The organism is Robertmurraya sp. FSL R5-0851, from assembly GCF_038002965.1.
Lineage (GTDB): Bacteria > Bacillota > Bacilli > Bacillales > Cytobacillaceae > Robertmurraya_A > Robertmurraya_A beringensis.
Genome location: NZ_JBBOOE010000001.1, coordinates 3,221,247 through 3,235,769 on the forward strand (window position 1 = coordinate 3,221,247; position 14,523 = coordinate 3,235,769).

The 14,523-nt window shown below is 36.7% G+C and carries 14 protein-coding genes; 4 read left to right on the forward strand and 10 right to left on the reverse strand.

Features of this window, described 5'->3' with window-relative positions; all coding sequences use genetic code 11:
- Window positions 1-9: 9 nt before the first annotated feature.
- The 7 genes from pstB to MKX65_RS16670 all read right to left on the reverse strand — a co-directional run bounded on the left by pstB (window position 10) and on the right by MKX65_RS16670 (window position 8,040).
- Complete coding sequence (gene pstB, locus MKX65_RS16640; RefSeq protein ID WP_340906288.1) at window positions 10-789, reverse strand: phosphate ABC transporter ATP-binding protein PstB; 780 nt, start codon at window positions 787-789, stop codon at window positions 10-12.
- Window positions 790-863: 74 nt separating this feature from the next.
- Window positions 864-1,748, reverse strand: a complete 885-nt coding sequence (pstA, locus tag MKX65_RS16645) for a phosphate ABC transporter permease PstA (RefSeq protein WP_160547412.1) — start codon at window positions 1,746-1,748, stop codon at window positions 864-866.
- A gap of 1 nt (window position 1,749) precedes the next feature.
- On the reverse strand, window positions 1,750-2,655 hold the full coding sequence (pstC, locus tag MKX65_RS16650) for a phosphate ABC transporter permease subunit PstC (protein ID WP_445677955.1): 906 nt from the start codon (window positions 2,653-2,655) through the stop codon (window positions 1,750-1,752).
- 192 nt (window positions 2,656-2,847) lie between these two features.
- Complete coding sequence (locus MKX65_RS16655; RefSeq protein WP_340904641.1) at window positions 2,848-3,822, reverse strand: PstS family phosphate ABC transporter substrate-binding protein; 975 nt, start codon at window positions 3,820-3,822, stop codon at window positions 2,848-2,850.
- Window positions 3,823-3,973: 151 nt separating this feature from the next.
- Entirely contained in the window at window positions 3,974-6,058 is a 2,085-nt protein-coding gene (locus tag MKX65_RS16660; protein WP_340904642.1) for a peptidoglycan D,D-transpeptidase FtsI family protein, read from the reverse strand.
- Window positions 6,059-6,110: 52 nt separating this feature from the next.
- Window positions 6,111-7,322 carry an MFS transporter gene (locus MKX65_RS16665; RefSeq protein ID WP_160547416.1) on the reverse strand — a complete coding sequence of 404 codons (1,212 nt, stop codon included), beginning with the start codon at window positions 7,320-7,322 and terminating at the stop codon, window positions 6,111-6,113.
- 109 nt (window positions 7,323-7,431) lie between these two features.
- A complete protein-coding gene (locus MKX65_RS16670; RefSeq protein WP_340904643.1) occupies window positions 7,432-8,040 on the reverse strand; it encodes a superoxide dismutase in 609 nt (202 codons plus the stop codon).
- A gap of 376 nt (window positions 8,041-8,416) precedes the next feature.
- Here MKX65_RS16670 and MKX65_RS16675 point away from each other — a divergent pair, with 376 nt between their 5' ends.
- Window positions 8,417-9,112, forward strand: coding sequence for a cyclic nucleotide-binding domain-containing protein (locus MKX65_RS16675; protein ID WP_160547418.1), 696 nt, complete (start codon window positions 8,417-8,419; stop codon window positions 9,110-9,112).
- Window positions 9,113-9,143: 31 nt separating this feature from the next.
- On the opposite strand, the gene MKX65_RS16680 is transcribed toward MKX65_RS16675, so the two are convergent.
- Both MKX65_RS16680 and MKX65_RS16685 read right to left on the reverse strand, forming a co-directional pair.
- Window positions 9,144-9,626, reverse strand: a complete 483-nt coding sequence (locus tag MKX65_RS16680; RefSeq protein ID WP_160547419.1) for a DUF456 domain-containing protein — start codon at window positions 9,624-9,626, stop codon at window positions 9,144-9,146.
- A gap of 44 nt (window positions 9,627-9,670) precedes the next feature.
- Window positions 9,671-11,284, reverse strand: a complete 1,614-nt coding sequence (locus MKX65_RS16685) for a Na/Pi cotransporter family protein (protein ID WP_160547475.1) — start codon at window positions 11,282-11,284, stop codon at window positions 9,671-9,673.
- 266 nt (window positions 11,285-11,550) lie between these two features.
- Between MKX65_RS16685 and MKX65_RS16690 the strand changes: the two genes are divergently transcribed.
- From MKX65_RS16690 to ispG, 3 genes are all read left to right on the forward strand, one after another.
- Window positions 11,551-12,321, forward strand: coding sequence for a DUF1189 family protein (locus MKX65_RS16690; RefSeq protein ID WP_160547420.1), 771 nt, complete (start codon window positions 11,551-11,553; stop codon window positions 12,319-12,321).
- A 101-nt stretch (window positions 12,322-12,422) separates the two neighbouring features.
- The gene (locus MKX65_RS16695) at window positions 12,423-12,767 is read left to right on the forward strand and encodes a hypothetical protein (protein ID WP_160547421.1); all 345 of its coding nucleotides are present in this window, start codon (window positions 12,423-12,425) and stop codon (window positions 12,765-12,767) included.
- 132 nt (window positions 12,768-12,899) lie between these two features.
- Window positions 12,900-13,997 (forward strand): flavodoxin-dependent (E)-4-hydroxy-3-methylbut-2-enyl-diphosphate synthase, encoded by a 1,098-nt coding sequence (gene ispG, locus MKX65_RS16700; protein ID WP_340906290.1) that lies wholly within the window; start codon window positions 12,900-12,902, stop codon window positions 13,995-13,997.
- Window positions 13,998-14,054: 57 nt separating this feature from the next.
- On the opposite strand, the gene MKX65_RS16705 is transcribed toward ispG, so the two are convergent.
- The gene (locus tag MKX65_RS16705; protein ID WP_160547422.1) at window positions 14,055-14,432 is read right to left on the reverse strand and encodes a DUF4190 domain-containing protein; all 378 of its coding nucleotides are present in this window, start codon (window positions 14,430-14,432) and stop codon (window positions 14,055-14,057) included.
- Window positions 14,433-14,523 lie beyond the last annotated feature (91 nt).

The window sequence follows — 14,523 nt, forward strand, 5'->3', positions numbered from 1 at the left end:
ATGAGTATATTATCCGAAGCGACCAGTAATATAGTCTTCTGTACGTTGATCAGAAGGAGTCGAGAATATTTTGTTTGTATCGTCAAATTCTACTACTTCTCCATTTAAGAAAAATGCCGTTTTATCCGAAATACGGGCAGCTTGCTGCATATTATGTGTAACAATTATGATACTATATTCCTTTTTAAGCTCTTGGACCAATTGCTCTACTTTAAGAGTCGAAATAGGATCAAGGGCTGACGTAGGTTCATCCATTAAGATAACATCTGGCTCGATGGCTAAACAGCGCGCAATACAAAGACGTTGTTGCTGACCTCCGGAGAGACCGTACGCATTTTCATTCAAACGATCTTTTACTTCATCCCAAATTGCCGCACCGCGCAAACTCTTTTCAACAATCTCATCAAGAACTTTTTTATTGCGAATTCCATGAATTTTAGGTCCATATGCAATATTTTCATAAATGGATTTTGGAAATGGATTTGGTTTTTGGAAAACCATTCCTACGTTTGTTCGTAAATCTTCCACTTTATATGATTTATCTAATATACTTCTTTCACGATACAAAATATCTCCAGAAATTTTCACCACTGGAATCAGTTCAACCATTCGATTTAACGTTTTAATAAATGTTGACTTCCCACAACCTGAAGGACCAATGATGGCTGTTACTTCCCTCTCATTTATATCAAGGTTAATATTCTTTAATGCATGGTCTGTACCATACCAAAGGTTCAAATCCTTCGTTTGATAAGCAAGGCTCTTCTTACTTCCCTTATTTGCACTCATATGATCACTAGACTCTTCCGCAGTTTTATTTTCACTGTATGTTGAAACGACCATCGTAAAACCCCTCCACCCAATTAAAATCTTCTTTGAAATTTATTTCTTATTAACACTGCTATTGAGTTCATTATGAATAAAACCAATAATAGAACAACAATGGTTGCAGCCGCTAGGTTTGCATATTCATCCACTAAAGCTGAATCAATGGTCCAGTAATAAATTTGCAGCGGCATGACCGTAAATTTATCTAAAAGACCTTCAGGTAATGGAATAATAAATGCTGGAATACCAATTACTACAAGTGGTGCTGTTTCACCAATTGCACGTGATAATGCTAAAATGACTCCGGTTAAAATCCCTGGTAGTGCAGCAGGTAAAACTACGTTTTTTATCGTTTGCCATTTCGTCGCACCCATTCCATAAGACGCTTCCCTTAAGAACTGAGGAACCGCACGAATGGCTTCTTGACTTGCAACGACTACTACAGGAAGAACCAATAGAGCCATTGTGAATCCTCCGGCTAAAACTACTGCTCCTAGATTTAATCCTCTTACAAAGATTGTTAAACCCAAAATTCCAAAAACGATGGAAGGAACTCCAGCAAGATTAGATATATTCATTTGTATAAAGGCTTGTAATCGACCCTTTTTTGCATATTCTTCTAAATAAATAGCAGTACCTACTCCTAGGATTAATGTTACTGGTGCGACCACTAGCATTAGCCACAAGGTACCCATGATTGCTCCCTTAATACCGGCTCTCTCTGCGTTTGTAGAAAGTCTGTTATTTAAGAAGTCAAAATCAATCCAACCAAGGCTCTGTGCAAATACTCGATAAATTAATACGACCAAAACAAGTAGTCCAAATAAGGTCGCTAAAAGAAACAAGGTTTTTGCTATACGATTAGTAAGGAGACGAGATGTCATCTTTTTTTGAACTTGATTTGTATCAACGTATTTCATCTTAATATTCCTCCCTAAACTTACGAGAGATATACTGGGCAATTAAATTCATGACTAGTGTAAAAACAAATAAAGTCATTGCCACTGCATAAAGACTGTAATAAAGCGTGGAACCTGCAGGAGCATCTCCTCCTGTAACTTCTACTATATATGCAGTCATTGTTTGCATGGATTGGGTAATATCAAATGTGAAGACTTTGTTACTTCCACTTGCTATAGTTACGATCATCGTTTCACCAATTGCGCGGGAAATTCCGAGAACAAATGAAGCAACAATTCCAGATATAGCAGCGGGAACGACTACCTTCCAAGTTACTTCAAATTTTGTCGACCCTAAACCTAAGGCTCCTTCTCTCATTGCATTAGGTACGGAGCTCATTGCGTCTTCCGAAAGAGAAGCAACCATTGGAATAATCATAATCCCCATAACTATACCCGGACTGAGGATATTGGTAGGCTCAAGTGTAGGTATAAGCTTTGTTAATAGGGGAGTCACAAATGTAAAAGCAAAGAAACCATATACAATCGTTGGAATACCTGCAAGTATTTCTAACATTGGTTTTAGTAATTTTCTAACTCTGTCAGACGCATACTCACTTAAATATACAGCTGTCATTAGTCCAATAGGAATCGCTACTAACATAGCTATAGCAGAAGATATGATGGTCGCAGTTAGTAATGGCAAAACACCAAATTGTGCACTTTCACCAAGTGGCTTTAAGACTGTGCCAGTAAAAAACTCCACAAAGGAGACCTCTCTAAAAAACGCGATTGTTTCTGTTAATAAGGTTAGTACAATACCTATAGTTGTTAAAATAGAAATAATAGCAATGGTAAGTAGTATTTTAGGCATTAACCCCTCTAAAACACTAGCCGTACTAACAGAACGCTTGTTTTTCTCAATCATCTCTCGAACACTTAATGTATTCGATTCCCTTGATACATCTTTTTCCAAGGATAAAACCCCTTTCATCCAGACCCTATCATCCTTATCATGCAATGAATGATTCTTTTTATTCTAATGTTAAACAGCTAAGAAGATGAGAATGACCCCTCTCATCTTCTTAGTACTCCAGATTAGTTTCTGAATACCTTCTTATTATTTTAAGCCTTCAAGAGTGCTGATTGTTGCTTCCACTTCCTCGTCAGTTAAAGGAGCGAAACCAGTATTTTTAGCAACTTCTTGAGCATTTTCCATTGTGTAGATTGCATAATCTAATACTTGTGGCTTTTCTTTTGCCATATTTACGTTTAAATATGTGAAAACTGGACGTGTGAATGGAGAATATGCAAACTCTTCACCTTCACCGATTGTTTCTAAAGTAGGCTCAACCCCACCGTTACCAAAGTCTACTTTCACAGCTTTTAATTTATCTTTGTTGTTTTCATAGTAACCATAACCGAAGAAAGCAATAGCATTCTTTTCTTTAGAAACCAAGTCTACAAGTGTAGAGTAATCTTGTTGAAGGTTAACACCTTCTACTAGATCTTGCTCTTCAAGAATTTTTTCCCAGAAAAACTCATAAGTACCGTGGTTTTCGTTAGGACCCATTGTTACAATTGGCTCGTTCGGGAAATCCGGGCGAATATCAGACCAGTTTTTCTTTTCACCTAAGAAAATTTGTTTTACTTCATCTTGAGTCAGCTCTTCAGCCCAGTCATTGTCGCTATTAATTACAAAAGTTAATCCGTCTAAAGCAACTTTCATTTCTTGAACTTCAATTCCTAATTCTTCAGCAGTCGCCGTTTCTTCTTCCTTGATTTGACGAGAAGCATCGTTGAAATCTGTTCCATCTTCAACTAAGAACTTCTTGAATCCAGCAGAAGTACCAGCACGTCCAACTTCAACTGAAACATTTTCTTGAGCATTTGTCATATATTGTTCAGCCATTTCAACCATGAACGGATATACTGTACCTGAACCATCAATTACTACAGATCCTTCTAATTCAGCTGTTTCGTTAGTACCTTCTGTACCTTCTTCAGTAGCTTCTTCTCCGCCACCACAAGCAGCAATAATAGACATAACAGCTGCAAGCATTAGAAGTAGGCTGAGTTTCTTGAGATTTTTCATTCGGTAATTCCTCCTAAGAAATAAAGGTTGTTTTATTGTGTGCTACAAGTAATACAATAATACTGAACTGTTAAAGGGGTTTTAACCGTTTGTAAAGGTTTTGTAAATTAAGTAGAAATGTGTGTGAACGTGTCGGAATTTGGGCAAAGTATTATTTTGTTTTCTTTAGATGAAAGTACGTATCTAGCACTTTTCTCCCTATTTCCAAATTTGGTGAAGGTCCTTTTTCCCCTGTGTATACCCATGGAACAACAACAGCCATCGATATCTCAGGATTGTTAGAAGGTGCATACGCCACAAGGCTCAAATTCATTACAGCCGGTGGCTCTTTATATAAATGCCTTGATGGGCCATCATAAAATGCCTGTGCAGTTCCCGTTTTTCCAGCTGGCGAATAGGCAGCACCCTTAAATTCTTTATATGCTGTACCTAATGGATGCTGCATGACTTGACGAAAGCCCTCTTGTACCCTCTTCATATTCGACTCGTTCACATCAATTCGATTTAGTATTTTTGGCTTTAGTTCCCGCACAAGTGCCCCAGGAGCATATATATTTTGAAGATTCGTTTGCCTTATCTCCTTTACCATTCTTGGCTGTAGCCGATTTCCCCCATTTGCGATTGTACTTACATATTGGGCAAGCTGCATGGGTGTGTATGTATCATATTGCCCGATCACTAAATCCAATAAAAACCCAGGCTTTGTGCTAGCTCCTTTATAACCGATGGTTTCATTAGGAAGATCAATTCCCGTTCTAGTTCCAAGACCAAATTGACCGAACGAATCACGAACAATATTAAAGGTATTGGGTTCAAGGATTAATGGTTTATCGTATGCATAATGACCATTTCCTATTTTTATTGCGGTATGAAACATATACACATTGGAGGATCTTCTTAACGCATAAACATCATCGATCGGACCAAAATTCTGCCAAGATTTCTTCACAGGCGTTCCTTTTATTTTCATAGGCGCATCAACTAGTACAGTTCTAGGCTTAATTACTCCCTGTTGAAAACCAGTTAATATCGTTGCACCCTTTACAGTCGAACCGACATTGTAAGAAGTTGTGATATTCCCTAATGAAAAGTCTTCTGCTTTAAAGTTTCCATCGTCCGTCTGACTCAATAACTTTCCAGCCATTGTTAAAACTTCACCTGTACGTGGATCCATTAAAACAACAAATGCTCGATCTAAAAACTCGGTTTCCTTGTTTTTCTTCGTTTTCATTAGCACGTCTTCAATTATTTTTTCGACAGCTAGTTGCAATTCCATATCAATACTTAATATAAGGTCATTGCCTTGTTCACCTTCAGAAATGGTCTCTGACTCAATTATTTCTCCAGATTTGTTTGTTACCTTCTTAATTTTTGATTTTTGTCCACTAAGGACGTCCTCATACTGATATTCAATATAACTTTTCCCAACACGATCATTACGGTTATATTCTCTTGCAACGTAATAATCCAAATGATCTCTTGGTATTCCTTCCTTTGTGTCAGTCACTTTTCCAAGGACAGTCTTCAACGTATTATTAAACTTATATACTCTTTCCCAATCAGTAATGGTTTCTATACCCGGTAGAGATTGCAAGCTTTCACTAACTTTTGCAAACTCTTTATCTGAGACATCTTTGTTTTTTATCACCTGCGGAGTAAATTCCGTACTGTTTCTTAATTCCTTCCATATGGATATAATCTCCAAATCATGATCTTTGAATGGTTCGATATCCTGTTGCGTGATTCGATCTAGCGTTAATTGATAAACCTTTTTATTCCACTCTTGTGTGGTTAGGCCTTTCTTTAAAGTTTTCCTTTCTTTTTCTTGCACCTTATTTTCTGCCTCAGCAGGGAAACGCATCATCCAGTACTCTCTTTTATCTCGATCGGAAATCCTACTAACATCCATCGTAATAATTGAAGCTAATCTCTCTGCAACCTTTAGCATTTCTTTTGGGCCGTGTCCTTGATTTATATAAGCGATTGCTTTTTCGGGGGCATTATCAACAATCATTTGAAAATTCCTGTCGTACATGCGACCTCTTGGTACTGGATGATTGATGGTAACATCCTCTGTTCTTTCTATCTCCCTACGATAATCTTCTCCGTAGACAATTTGAATAAATCCAAGACGAAGTACAAGAATGGAAAAGAGTAAAAACACGAAAAAAAACAGCATGTTCAACCGAACAGGGAGCTGCTTTCTCTTCTTTTTTTTCTTCTTTTCCTGATTCATTTCTCCACCTCATTTCAGAGCCCCTCCAAACCAATAGGAGAGGCAGTTGGTACTAATGAAATTCAATTTTTCTAACAAAGAAATAAATGAGACTATGCCCTGAACCAATTAATAATAAAAGGATTGGGATACTTTGCTTTGGATCAAAAAACGATACAGCCAATAAAAAGATAAGAATAGAGACAATTCTTCCTGAATTCAGAAAGATTTCTCTGACCACTATATATTCAATTCTCATTTCTGCAGCATTCCAGCCTTTTCCGATTACATCATAGGTCATTGATACATATGGTACCAATAACATCGGATAAGCAATCGCAATAATCGAAGCGTAAATTAAAAGCTTCGTGTACGTGAGGTTAAATACTAATAACAAAATAGCTAAATACAATAGGATACCACCGAGAAGAATGGCTTTTTTTCGATGCTGCTTTTTTATCCAGCGTGATGCAAAATAGTACCCAATAAAGGCGATTCCTGAATTCACCAATCCAAACGTTCCTAGTGCCATTTCGCTTCCAGTCGTAATAAATACAAATACGGAAATGACAAATACAAACGTTCCTTCTCTCATTCCTTGGACAAAATGCGCATTTGTAATCTGTTTCCAATTAAAATTGTTTTTTCTCTCTTGTAAAATCCTTAAAAACATATATCTTCCATCCGCAGGCCTTCTCTTTAAGAAAAAACTTAATATAACCGCAACGGAAAATAACCCTAAGGATGTAGCAAAGATAACAGAATACCCAGTGAATTTCTCAAGTTTGGAAATCACTGTTCCAGCCACAATAGGACCGATCATTCCTCCAACAGAAGACAGAATTCCTAAAAAGCCGTTAAAGAAATCTCTTGTTTCTGGCTCCGTAATTTCAAAGGTTAACACATTAAAGGCGAGCCAGTAGAAACCATAACCAATTCCTAGTAATCCTCCTAACACAACTAAAAATTGAGAAGCATTGGTACCAATTGCTAAAACGGTTAAGTAGAAAACAGCTAAAAAAATGACTCCAATACGCAACACGATTACTCGATCAATCTTTTTAGCCCATCTGCCTGCTAGGATAAATGTTAAAGGTTGGAGAACAACAACTGAGAGGTTATATATAGCTAAATCTTTAAAGTCACCGGATTGTTTCCATAAATAAATATTTACAAATGTATTGGATAAAGCAACGCTTAAGGAATACAGACCTCCGATTAACAAAAGTAAAAGTAAATCCTTAGTCAGATCGATGTCACCAATTAATTTTTTTACTTTGCTCATGAATAGAAACTCCCCTTCGTATCTAAGGGTAGTTTTCAACAAGAACAAGTTAATTATGTACAAAATAAACAAAAACGACGTGGAATCATCCACGTCGTTACTTGTTTATTTATTTTGCTTCAGCGTATCTCTTTGCAACTTCATCCCAATTAACAACATTCCAGAAAGTATTGATATAGTCTGGACGACGGTTTTGGAATTTTAGGTAGTAAGCGTGCTCCCACACATCAAGACCAAGGATTGGTGTTTTCCCTTCCATTAATGGAGAGTCTTGATTTGGTGTGCTAGTTACTTCTAGTTCTCCGTTATTTACAGAAAGCCAAGCCCAACCAGAACCAAAACGAGTGGTAGCAGCTTTTGCGAACTCTTCTTTAAGGCTTTCTAGATTTCCAAACTTTGCATTGATAGCAGCTAGAAGGTCACCAGTAGGTTCCCCACCACCATTTGGAGATAAGATTTGCCAGAATAATGTGTGGTTAGCGTGTCCACCACCATTGTTACGCACTGCTGTACGAGCAGCTTCTGGTACTGCATCAAGATTAGCAATTACTTCTTCAACTGATTTTGACAGCAAATCTTCATTTCCAGCTAAAGCATTATTTAAGTTCGTTACGTATGTGTTGTGATGCTTTGAGTGGTGAATGTTCATTGTTTCCTTGTCGATATGTGGTTCTAGAGCGTCGTAAGCATAAGGTAATTGCGGTAATTCGAATGCCATGAATAACTCCTCCTAAATATGTATAATGATTTATTCTTTAGAAAAATCCTTTCATTTTTTAACGTTTGGATATTCCTAAAGGTATTAACTTAAGATTACCAAACTTGGCAACATTGTTCAAATAATAAGCTTAAGCTAACAGATTTACATTACCCTTTTTGGAAAGAAATATTCGCAATACAAGATGTTCATTCCTCCTTTTCATCATACCATTTCTGATGTTTCGATAATTTGTCAAATATGTAAATATTAGCGTCATGTCAATGATTTAAGTCATAGCAGCTGTTAGTTGTTCTTTTTAAAGGACGTTACGTTATTGACACTCTATAGGTATTTTTATTAAATCAAAGAGAGGAGAGGAAAGGGCGGGTATTACATGACTGAAATAAATGTTTCATTATATAGCTTACTCATACACGAATTTATAGATAAAGAACATATACAGAAAGTTAAAGCAGGTACAACGATATTTAATGAAAGAGATTCAGTGAGTCATATTTATATTCTTTTACAGGGAAGCCTTTCTCTTGGGAGAGTTCATATGAGAGGCAAAGAATTTATTATTAAAATTCTTAATGGAGAAGAATTAATTATTGAATACCAATTATTTAAAGCAAATCCGATTTATCACTTTTTTGCAAAGACCATTTCAGATTGCGAATTTCTTATTATCAAACGCGAAGAGTTCGAAAAGTTTGCGATGAGTTCTCCTCGCGTCATGAGTGAATTGACATCTTGGCTTAGTACTAGGTATTTAAAAGCTCAAATGAAGTGCCAGGATCTCATAATGCATGGGAAAAAAGGTGGACTTTATAGTATTTTAATTCGCCTTTGTAATAGTTATGGAATCATGACTGAAAAAGGAATATTAATTGACTTACCCCTCACTCACCAGGAACTCGCAAGTCTTACGTATGGAACAAGAGAAGTCATACAGCGCATGTTAAAGGAACTTAGGGAACTAGATGTTATATCATATGATCAACAGAAATTTACGGTAAAAAATTTAGCCTATTTAAAGCAAGAAGTAGATTGTCAGAACTGCCCCCATGAAATATGTGGGTTAAACTAGAAGAGAAAAGAGCTCATTAGCTCTTTTCTCTTTATAGAACCACTAAGAAAAAATATACAATCATAAATAATTGAATAAGCCCTTTTGTAATCACGCTACTAATAAACCCAACTACTGACCCGACACCAACTTTTAAGGACTCATTCAAGCCTCTTTTATTTATAAGAAGCTCTGCAATAACCGCTCCAATAAAGGGTCCCACAATAATTCCTAGTATTGGGATGATAAAGGGACCTACTAATAACCCAATTGAGCTTCCCCAAATTCCTGCTTTTGTGCCACCGAATTTCTTCACTCCAAACAAATTTGCTAAATAATCGGCGCCAAATAATAAGAGGACAAATAAGCTTTGAATGCTCCAAAATAACCAATTAAAAGGTTCAAAAGAGAATAATAAGCCGTAAACTATAAAACCGCCAACCAAAAATAATACCCCTGGAATGATCGGATAAATCAAACCTACGAAAGAAACTAGAAAAAACAATAATATGATTAGCCAATACACTAGTTCCATCTGGTCACCTCTGTACAAAAAAACAAGGGAGGATCCCTTGTTTTTTAAGAATGTCTTACTCCAAGAACTGCTTCTGCAATATTTACAGCATGGTCACCAATTCGCTCTAGATTGCTAATAATATCAACAAACACAATCCCTGCAGAACCGGAACATTTTCCTTCATTCAAACGAAGTATATGCTGCTTACGAAGTGTTCTTTCCATTTTATCAATTTGGTTTTCTTTTTCAACTACATGACGAGCCGCATCCAAATCTTTATGGTCAAGAGATTGAAGAGCTTCTTGAACAGTAGAAATAGTTAAAGCAAACATTTCTTCTAAATCTTTCATTGCACTGTCCGTAATTTTTACTTTATTTGAATTTTGATATTCAACAAGCTCCACAATATTTTCGAAATGGTCCCCTATTCTCTCAATATCACGAACCGTATCCATAAGCGTTGTATGCTCTTCTGAATCATTTGTTGATAGGGGGCTTGTAGCCAGTAATACAAGATAGTCAGTAATCTTTCTATCTAAATTATTTATTGCACTTTCTAATTGGTAAGCAGTATCTGCATGTTTCGTTTGTTTTGAATGCACAAAACTGCTTGTTTCTTCTAAACCCTTAATAGCAAACTGCCCCATTCGTAGTACTTCTTCTTTTGCTTGTCCGAGAGCAATGGAAGGGGATTGCTTAATAAAGTTTGGATCTAAATGGTTCGATTTATAATCTATTAAAGAATCGTCCCCTGGTATTAATTTTGTCACGATTAATGCTAGAACAGCAATAAAGGGAAATTGAATGATCGTATTAGTTGTATTAAAAATCCCATGGGCAAAAGCAATGGTCATTTCTTCATTTAAGTTTAAAGAACCCTGAAGGGATATAATAATTTTTGTAAAAGGAACAAGTAAAACCATAAAGATGGCTGTACCGATGAGATTAAATAGCACATGTGTAGCAGCTGCTCTTCTTGCGGCAACCGATGCACCAATAGAAGCTAAAACTGCTGTTATAGTAGTACCAATATTGTCACCAAATAATACAGGAAGTGCAGCATCAATATTAATTAGATTTTCAGCATATAAGCCTTGTAATATTCCAATCGTTGCACTAGAACTTTGAACAATAACGGTAAATACCGTTCCAATCACAACACCCAAAATTGGATTAGAACTCATATTAACGGTTAATTCGTGAAAGGCCTCTAAACTTCTTAGCGGCTTCATTCCACCACTCATTAACTCTAATCCATAAAACAAGGCACCAAAACCGAAAATAATTTGTCCAATGCTAGTTGTTTTATTATTTTTAAAGAAGAAAATAAGGATTGAACCAAGAGCAATAATTGGAAGCGCATATTCACCGATATCAATACCAATGATAAATGCGGTAACAGTTGTACCAATGTTTGCCCCCATGATGACACCAATTGCTTGTCGCAACGTCATAAAACCAGCACTAACTAATCCAACGGTAATGACCGTAGTGCCAGAACTACTTTGGATAAGAACTGTAACAATAATACCCGCTAACACACCCATGAAAGGATTGGTTGTAAATCGATCAAGAATATCTCTTAATTTATCTCCTGCCGACTTTTGCAAGCCATCTCCCATAAACTTGATACCAAATAAGAAAATTCCAAGGCCACCTAAAAACTCAAAAATCATTTGCTGGATGTTTAATTCCAAGTATTTCAACCCCTACACTTTTTTCGACATTATTCTTAAAAACCCCTTAATCATTATGTGTAACGTAAAGAAAAAAGTAAATATAATTATCTTCAAATTTACAATGCCTTAACAAAAGGATAGTAATGTTACAATTATGTTACAAGCACATCCATATTTTTCAATGAATCGTGTTTATTTGGACAACAAAGCCATATCACGATAAAATATGAAAGATTACATAGAAAGGTGTGTGTCATACGCTCATGAACATATTTCAGCAATTATTTAAAAGCCTCTACTCTCCTAAAGACATTGCTAGTACACGATTCCAAGGTATTGGAAAAACGATTCTTTATGTCTTTTTACTAACTCTCGTTTCTGTTATTCCAACCGTTAGCTATGTAAGTTCAGCTATAAATAATGGAATTGAGACAGCCGCCCACACAGTAGATAAAGAACTTCCTGATTTTTCAATAGAAAATGGCGAGCTCTCAGCAGACCAAGAAGAACCCATCTATATTGAGGATGCAGATTTCACCATCATTTTTGACTCTACTGGTGAAGTTAGTGAGACGGATCTAGAAGGCTATCAGAATGCATTTGCCCTTCTACAAAATGAGTTTGTTCTTATTGCAGGAGGAACACTCGACACCTACGACTATTCAACTTTAACAGACCTAACCATTACAAAAGACAGTATCTTAGAAGTGATCCATTCAGTTGATGGTTTATTAGCAGTAATTATTCCCGTCCTAGCACTGACCATTTATATTTTTTCAAGCGGGATAAAATTTATTGAGATTACCATTCTTGCATTGTTCGGACTATTTATTAAGAATGTTACCAGTCGTAATCTACCCTATCGACAATTGTGGAGACTATCAGCTTATAGCGTAACTCTCCCTACTATTTTCTTTACGATTATGGAAGCTTTTCAAACGAACGTTCCTAACGGCTTCTTAATTAATTGGTTTGTTTCTATTATTATGTTGTACTTAACCGTTCGAGAAATTCCTCAGAAAGCTAAGAAATAAAAGAAAAACGCGATATAACGCGTTTTTCTTTTTTTATCTGTACTATTAATCTATCTACTACATATAAATAGAGTAACTCTACTAAATAAGGAGAATCGCCCATGAAACGTCTCTTCGTTTCTCTACTTGTTACTCTAATTTTGTATATCATATATGTTGATTTAAGCATTGGTACTATACCACACAATGAAACAATAGAATCCGTCGAAGTAAATTCTGAAGTGAATTCAAACGAAGAGACTGCTATTCCATCATTTAGTAAAACCGTGGAGCAGGGAGATACGGTTCTGTCGATCATAGAATCACAACTAGAAGGAGCCCTACCCGTTCCTATTGAAAAAATAGTAAATGATTTTATCGTATTAAATAAAGGCAAAAAACCAGAGGAAATTCAAGCCGGAAAGTTATACCTATTTCCTGATTACAGTAAGTCCGATAGCAACTAACATTAATGGTGACTTTTTCCCAGCGTCAAGATTCTTGTCACGTTTAACGTTCATTGTTACAATGTTCATTAGGAAAGTACTAAGATTACTTTAGATCTTTTTTTTAAAAGGAGAGAATCACTGTTGAGTGAAATTATACATCGTACAAAAACTCGTCCCATAAAAGTCGGACCTTTAACCATTGGTGGAAATAATGAAGTTGTTATTCAAAGCATGACTACCACAAAAACACATGATGTAGAGGCGACGGTTGCTGAAATAAAAAGGCTAGAAGAAGCCGGTTGTCAAATCGTCCGTGTTGCTTGTCCTGATGAAAGAGCAGCTAACGCGATTTCTGAAATTAAAAAAAGAATTAATATTCCTCTAGTGGTAGACATCCACTTTGATTACAAACTAGCTCTAAAAGCGATTGAGGGAGGTGCGGATAAAATCCGTATTAATCCTGGTAATATCGGTCGCCGTGAAAAAGTGGAGGCAGTTGTTAAAGCAGCTAAGGAGAAGGGCATTCCAATCCGAATTGGAGTCAATGCTGGTTCGTTAGAGAAAAGAATATTAGAAAAATATGGGTACCCAACAGCTGATGGGATGGTAGAAAGCGCCTTGCACCATATCAAAATTTTAGAAGATCTCGACTTTCACGATATCATCGTTAGTATGAAGGCATCAGATGTTAACCTAGCTATTGAAGCTTATGATAAAGCAGCAAGAGCATTCGATTATCCTCTACACCTTGGGATTACTGAATCAGGCACCTTGTTTGCAGGGACTGTAAAAAGCGCAGCTGGTTTAGGAGCAATCTTAAGCAAGGGTATTGGGAACACCGTTCGAATTTCACTTAGTGCTGACCCTGTAGAAGAAGTAAAAGTTGCCCGTGAATTACTAAAATCATTTGGATTATCTTCAAATGCCGCAACACTTATTTCTTGTCCGACCTGTGGAAGAATCGAAATTGATTTAATTTCCATTGCAAATGAGGTTGAAGAGTACATTCAGCAAATTAAAGTACCGATTAAAGTAGCCGTCTTGGGCTGTGCGGTAAATGGTCCTGGTGAAGCAAGAGAAGCCGATATTGGAATAGCTGGCGCTAGAGGCGAAGGTCTTTTATTCCGTAAAGGGGAAATTGTCCGGAAAGTTCCTGAAGCCACCATGGTTGAAGAGCTTAAAAAGGAAATCGATCAAATTGCTGCAGAATTTCAAGCCAAACGTGATCAGGAAGCACTGCAATCTTAAAATCAAGGGAAGAGGCTCTGGCGTAATCGCCGGAGCCTCTTCTATTATCTGTAGCGGTTAAAAAAATGGTAGTATAAACATACCGACAATGATTGAAATCGCTCCAATCCCGATAGCCCAGCTACCAAGGCCAGTTGCTCCACGTCTTCGGGCGATAAACCCTAATACAATCCCAACTGCTCCAAACAAGATTGGAGCAACAAACAATGAAAGGATAGAAACGATTAAAGCAGCGAACCCTATTCCTGTACCGCTTTTCATCGTCTCACCAACACGATTGTTTGTTCTTTCTCGATTAAAAGTAGTTGGCGCAGCAATTTCAGCTGAGGTTTCTTCTAAATAATCTGCAGGTTGGTATTTATTTGTTTCACCAACATTTTCGCTCGTACGAAGGTAATCGAATGATCCTTCGTTGTTGCGTTCTTGATCTGCCATATTGATCCCTCGCTTTCCTTTGATAGGAGCAGTATTATTATTTGCATTACCGTAACAATTATGTTGTTAATCATTTCTAGTTTATATTTGA

Excerpts from the sequence above, each read along its gene's own strand:
- pstB (WP_340906288.1), bottom strand. The coding sequence starts at position 789 with ATGAGTGCAAATAAGGGAAGTAAGAAGAGCCTTGCTTATCAAACGAAG.
- MKX65_RS16680 (WP_160547419.1), bottom strand. The coding sequence starts at position 9,626 with ATGGAACTAGTGTATTGGCTAATCATATTATTGTTTTTTCTAGTTTCT.
- MKX65_RS16670 (WP_340904643.1), bottom strand. The coding sequence starts at position 8,040 with ATGGCATTCGAATTACCGCAATTACCTTATGCTTACGACGCTCTAGAA.
- pstC (WP_445677955.1), bottom strand. The coding sequence starts at position 2,655 with ATGATTGAGAAAAACAAGCGTTCTGTTAGTACGGCTAGTGTTTTAGAG.
- MKX65_RS16665 (WP_160547416.1), bottom strand. The coding sequence starts at position 7,322 with ATGAGCAAAGTAAAAAAATTAATTGGTGACATCGATCTGACTAAGGAT.
- MKX65_RS16695 (WP_160547421.1), top strand. The coding sequence starts at position 12,423 with ATGAAACGTCTCTTCGTTTCTCTACTTGTTACTCTAATTTTGTATATC.
- MKX65_RS16660 (WP_340904642.1), bottom strand. The coding sequence starts at position 6,058 with ATGAATCAGGAAAAGAAGAAAAAAAAGAAGAGAAAGCAGCTCCCTGTT.
- MKX65_RS16675 (WP_160547418.1), top strand. The coding sequence starts at position 8,417 with ATGACTGAAATAAATGTTTCATTATATAGCTTACTCATACACGAATTT.
- MKX65_RS16705 (WP_160547422.1), bottom strand. The coding sequence starts at position 14,432 with ATGGCAGATCAAGAACGCAACAACGAAGGATCATTCGATTACCTTCGT.
- MKX65_RS16685 (WP_160547475.1), bottom strand. The coding sequence starts at position 11,284 with ATGATTTTTGAGTTTTTAGGTGGCCTTGGAATTTTCTTATTTGGTATC.
- MKX65_RS16655 (WP_340904641.1), bottom strand. The coding sequence starts at position 3,822 with ATGAAAAATCTCAAGAAACTCAGCCTACTTCTAATGCTTGCAGCTGTT.
- MKX65_RS16690 (WP_160547420.1), top strand. The coding sequence starts at position 11,551 with ATGAACATATTTCAGCAATTATTTAAAAGCCTCTACTCTCCTAAAGAC.
- pstA (WP_160547412.1), bottom strand. The coding sequence starts at position 1,748 with ATGAAATACGTTGATACAAATCAAGTTCAAAAAAAGATGACATCTCGT.